General features: G+C 61.6%; 6 protein-coding genes. 4 read left to right on the plus strand and 2 right to left on the minus strand.

Annotation, left to right across the window (positions count from 1 at the left end):
* Together IV113_RS22040 and IV113_RS22045 are read right to left on the minus strand one after the other, a co-directional pair.
* Positions 1 to 550 (minus strand): transmembrane anchor protein (locus IV113_RS22040; protein WP_291089609.1); only part of this gene is annotated, 550 nt, incomplete at its 3' end.
* 20 nt (positions 551 to 570) lie between these two features.
* Positions 571 to 1,308, minus strand: a complete 738-nt coding sequence (locus IV113_RS22045; protein ID WP_363318651.1) for a HupE/UreJ family protein — start codon at positions 1,306 to 1,308, stop codon at positions 571 to 573.
* Positions 1,309 to 1,641: 333 nt separating this feature from the next.
* On the opposite strand from IV113_RS22045, the gene IV113_RS22050 reads away from it, so the two are divergent.
* From IV113_RS22050 to IV113_RS22065, 4 genes are all read left to right on the plus strand, one after another.
* The gene (locus IV113_RS22050; protein ID WP_291089615.1) at positions 1,642 to 1,812 is read left to right on the plus strand and encodes a hypothetical protein; all 171 of its coding nucleotides are present in this window, start codon (positions 1,642 to 1,644) and stop codon (positions 1,810 to 1,812) included.
* A gap of 34 nt (positions 1,813 to 1,846) precedes the next feature.
* Positions 1,847 to 2,125, plus strand: coding sequence for a metal-sensing transcriptional repressor (locus tag IV113_RS22055; RefSeq protein ID WP_291089617.1), 279 nt, complete (start codon positions 1,847 to 1,849; stop codon positions 2,123 to 2,125).
* Positions 2,126 to 2,184: 59 nt separating this feature from the next.
* Complete coding sequence (locus tag IV113_RS22060; RefSeq protein WP_291089620.1) at positions 2,185 to 3,516, plus strand: MFS transporter; 1,332 nt, start codon at positions 2,185 to 2,187, stop codon at positions 3,514 to 3,516.
* Between the two features lie 214 nt (positions 3,517 to 3,730).
* Positions 3,731 to 4,105, plus strand: a complete 375-nt coding sequence (locus tag IV113_RS22065) for a hypothetical protein (RefSeq protein ID WP_291089623.1) — start codon at positions 3,731 to 3,733, stop codon at positions 4,103 to 4,105.
* Positions 4,106 to 4,455: the final 350 nt, after the last annotated feature.

Consider the following 4,455-nt stretch of genomic DNA (forward strand, 5'->3'; position numbering starts at 1 on the left):
GAGCACCATCGTCGGCTGGCACGCCGCGGCCTTTTTCGTAGCTGATGGAGCGCCCTCCACCGTCGCCGTGCGTGTCGTAGTTGACCGAGCCGCCATTGACGATCCACTGGAATTCGGCCTTTTCGCCCTCAGCCATGCGCAGTTTGATTTCTTTGCCTTCGCCCGGTGTCAGGGTGAACGTCAATTCGTCGCGCCAGTTTGACTGAGCTGCAGGCGTTACCGCAGCCTTCGGGATCACGGTGGGTGCGCTGGGGGTTCTCGAGACTGCCGCACTGGCGTTCGCCGGGACGGCTGCAGCCGGTGAGGCAGGACTGCCCGTGAGCGCAGCAGTTGCGTCCGCAGCGGCTTCTGCCGCCAGCTGTTGCTTGATTTCACCCATCTCGGTCATGCGCAGCATGCGACCCACGCCGGTGGGGTCCACGCCGTACTCGGCAGGCAGCACGATCGCCACCAGAATCACGATGGCGGAGATGGCGGCAAGGAGCGTGGAGCGCAGCAGCTTTGAGGAGGAGGGCAGTTCGGCGCGCAAGGGGGTTTCAGCGTTGTACATGGTCGATATTCCTTGGGTGTTCACGATACGAAGAAGCCGGTGAGCTGCATGCCCACCAAAATGAAGCCCGCGCTCATCATGGCGACGTTGGCTGTGTAGGCGTTTCGGATGAAACTGGGCGTGCGGCGCCAGTAGCTCATGCCGATCAGGATGACGGTGAGCGCCAGCAGTTGACCGATCTCCACGCCCACATTGAAGGCCAGCAGGTTGGGTACCAGTCCGTCGGGCGATATCTCGTACTCAATGATCTTGGTGGCCAGACCAAAGCCGTGGAACAGGCCAAACACCAGGGTGGCAATCTTGGTGTTGGGCTGGAATCCCAGCCAGCGTTGGAAGGCGCCAAGGTTGTCCAGCGCCTTGTAGACAACCGACAAACCAATGATCGCGTCGATCAGATAGCTGTTGATCCCGATGTTGAAGTACACGCCCAGGATCATCGTGGTGGAGTGACCCAGCGCGAACAGACTCACGTAGAGACCGATGTGCGAGAGCCGGTACAGAAAGAAGATCACCCCGAACAGGAACAGCAGGTGGTCGTAGCCGGTCATCATGTGCTTGGCCCCGAGGTACATGAAGGGCAGCAGATTGACGCCAGAGATCTCCTGGATGTAGCCCTTGTCACCAGCGGTCACCGCATGGGACCAGACATCGGAGGTTCCGAAGAGCAAACAGAGGAAGAAGATTGAAGGAAGCAAGAGACGTGACTGCCACATCGCCCATGGCGAACGTGACAGCCTTTCTTGAAGAAGGCCGTGCATGAAGACTCCAATGGTCTGAAAGAAATGGGAGCACTGCGAGGGGCAGCGCGTAAGCAGGAGTGGCCTCAGGCCATCGGAGGACGTTCCAGCCGGGACGCCTGCACCATTTCAACCCATGGTCGTACCTGCCTACACCAAGCTGGCGCTTGCGTTGATGCAGCGTGCCAGCCCGCGGGCAAAGCATGGGCCTTGTCGTGCGAGTGATCTACTGCGTGGTGCGCATGGTCGCCACCCAGAAGGTCTTCAACCTCTGCTACCTCATCGCCTTGGTCGCCGTGCGAGTGTCCATGTGGCACGTCGGCTGCAAGTGCTGTTGAAGTGTGTCCCGCCGAAATGGCCGCCAGTCCATGGGAGCTTGTCAAACCGATCGAAGAGATGATCGTGCCGACCACGATCACGATCAACACCAGCCACCGCATGCCCAGTGCCGCCTGGGAGGGCAGCAAAGAAGACGGGGAGCAAAAGATCATGGAGTCAAGCAGGAGTAGTGTTGAAGATCGGTGAATTATAGTAACCCCCCTGAGGGGATACGATCATCATGAAACAAACGCACACACATACCTCCCATCCGGCCATCATCAAACGCCTGCGAAGGGCCAATGGACACCTGAGCAGCACGATAGACATGTTGGCACAGGGGCGCACCAGTCTTGACGTTGCGCAGCAACTGCAGGCAGTGGAGAAAGCGATTCAGCAGGCCAAGAAGGCCCTGATCCAGGACCACCTGGATCACTGCCTTGAACACCTCGTCGGACCCCTCGGGGCGGGTCAGCGCCATTCGATGGACGAGTTCAGAGAAATCACCCGTTACCTCTGAGTCGTATGCAGTTGCGGAATCGAATTCTTTGACCACTACGCATCACACAAGACCGACACATGCTCAAGATTCTGTCCCACCGCACCTACCGCCATCTGTTTGCCGCGCAGGTGATCGCCTTGATCGGGACCGGGCTGGCCACGGTGGCGCTGGGCTTGCTGGCCTTTGAGCTTGCCGGCGAGAACGCGGGTATGGTGCTGGGCACGGCCCTGGCCATCAAGATGATCGCGTACGTTGGCGTGGCACCCGTGGCTGCAGCGTTTGCCGATCGCCTGCCCCGGCGCACCCTGCTGGTCACGCTGGACCTGGTGCGGGCTGCGGTAGCGCTGTTGCTGCCGTTTGTCTCCCAGATCTGGGAGGTGTACGTGTTGATCTTTGTGCTGCAGGCGGCCTCGGCCGCGTTCACGCCCACGTTCCAGGCCACCATCCCCGATGTGTTGCCGCTGGAGAAGGACTACACCAAAGCCCTGTCGCTCTCGCGCCTGGCCTACGACATGGAGAGCCTGGTCAGCCCGATGCTGGCGGCAGCCTTGCTCACGGTGATCGGATTTCACGATCTGTTTGCCGGCACGGTGGTGGGCTTCCTGGTCTCGGCTGCGCTGGTGGTCTCGGTGGTGTTGCCGGCCCATCCAGCGCCGCAGCACCGCGGCATTTACGAGCGCACCACACGCGGGCTGCGCATCTACCTGGCCACGCCGCGGCTGCGTGGTCTGCTGGCGATCAGTGCGGCCGTGGCAGCGGCGGGCTCCATGGTGTTTGTCAACACAGTGGTCATCGTTCAGGCCGGCATGGGACTGAGCCAGAGCGCCGTCGCCCTGGCCTTGGCCAGTTTCGGCGCGGGCTCCATGGTGGCTGCGCTGGCCCTGCCGCAACTGCTGGAGAAGCTGCCCGATCGCACAGCCATGCTGGGGGGCATCGGTTTGATGATCGTGGGCCTGTTTGCCGGCGTCTTCGTGGTGGGAAACGCCTCGCTGATGGTCCTGTGGTTCGTGCTCGGTGTGGGCTACTCCACCGCGCAGACACCCTCGGGCCGCTTGTTGCGGCGATCCGCGCATCCCGAAGACCGGCCAGCGCTGTTTGCTGCGCAGTTTGCGCTGTCGCACGTCTGCTGGTTGCTGTTCTATCCCCTGGCGGGCTGGCTGGGCACCCGCTTCGGGATGGCGGCGGCGTTCGTGGTGCTGGGCATCGCAGGCGCAGGGGCCATGTGGGTGGCCTCGAAGGTCTGGCCGGGGCAAGACCCGGAGGTAATCGAACACGAGCACCCGGACCTGCCGGCGGGACATGCGCACACCCAGGGCGCCGCTGTCAGCAGCAATAGGGTGCGCCATGCGCACGCTTTTGTGGTGGATGACCAGCACCCGCATTGGCCCGGCAAGGACCGCAGAACATAAGCCTTGCGTTCGGAATCGCACATACGGCGATATCAACGTGGCGCATTGTGCAAAGCATGCTCCGCACCCGTATCCAGTTCGAACGAGTGGCTCATGGATCAAGACCGGGCGCAGGTCACATCCCGTTGCTCTCAGTTCGAGATTCTCTTGACATAGGTCAATCGATTTGTCGTGGTACGTCCTTAGCATGGTCCCCAGGCAAGAGGCATTCACCATGAAAATCTCCACCGGCACCTGGACGAAGCGCATCACCACATGGGTGTTGTTGATGGTGTGGGTGTTCGGGGTGGCTTCGGGCGTCGCGAATGCCTGCTTGCTTGAATCGCCTGCGCGCCACATCTCGGCAGTCCAGGACGAGCACTCGAATACCGGCAAGGGGTCATGCCTGAAGGTCTGCGATGAGGGAGCGCAAGCGCTGCCCAAGGCTTGCTCGATCGTTGACCACGTCGAGCCAGGTTGGGCGCCTTGGTTTGCGACCCTTTGGACGGGTTCGTCGCAAAGCGCCTCGTATCCTGGCCGAACGATCGGAGCGACAGTACCCATCGTCGGACTCCCCCTCAGGGTTCGCTACTCGCGACTTGCGCTGTAGCCCCCTTGTTGTCTGGCCCCAGCCATCAGGCTGTTCGGGTCATCGTCCTCTCTTCATCGGGTCTGTCTCGTCCCCGTGTGCGCAGGACTTCTCCACCTTAAGCGAACCAAGCGGGCAGCGCGCCGCGGCGCGTACATGGCGCGCTCCTCTCCAACCCACGAATTAACCAGGACTTTCCATGAAACCAGCACGCCCCCGCATTCTTTTCACCCACACCGTGAGGACAGTGTCATGAACCACCCCAAAGACAACGCGGCCACGCCGCCTTCTTCCGGCTACGGATTTCACTGTGTCCTGCCACCGCAGGCCTTCGCGCAGGGGGTTGCCCTGGTGACCGAAGCGCTCAAGGC

This window comes from Hydrogenophaga sp., assembly GCF_018780385.1.
Lineage (GTDB): Bacteria > Pseudomonadota > Gammaproteobacteria > Burkholderiales > Burkholderiaceae_C > Hydrogenophaga.

Excerpts from the sequence above, each read along its gene's own strand:
- IV113_RS22050 (WP_291089615.1), top strand. The coding sequence starts at position 1,642 with ATGGCCGCCAGTCCATGGGAGCTTGTCAAACCGATCGAAGAGATGATC.
- IV113_RS22055 (WP_291089617.1), top strand. The coding sequence starts at position 1,847 with ATGAAACAAACGCACACACATACCTCCCATCCGGCCATCATCAAACGC.
- IV113_RS22065 (WP_291089623.1), top strand. The coding sequence starts at position 3,731 with ATGAAAATCTCCACCGGCACCTGGACGAAGCGCATCACCACATGGGTG.
- IV113_RS22045 (WP_363318651.1), bottom strand. The coding sequence starts at position 1,308 with ATGCACGGCCTTCTTCAAGAAAGGCTGTCACGTTCGCCATGGGCGATG.
- IV113_RS22060 (WP_291089620.1), top strand. The coding sequence starts at position 2,185 with ATGCTCAAGATTCTGTCCCACCGCACCTACCGCCATCTGTTTGCCGCG.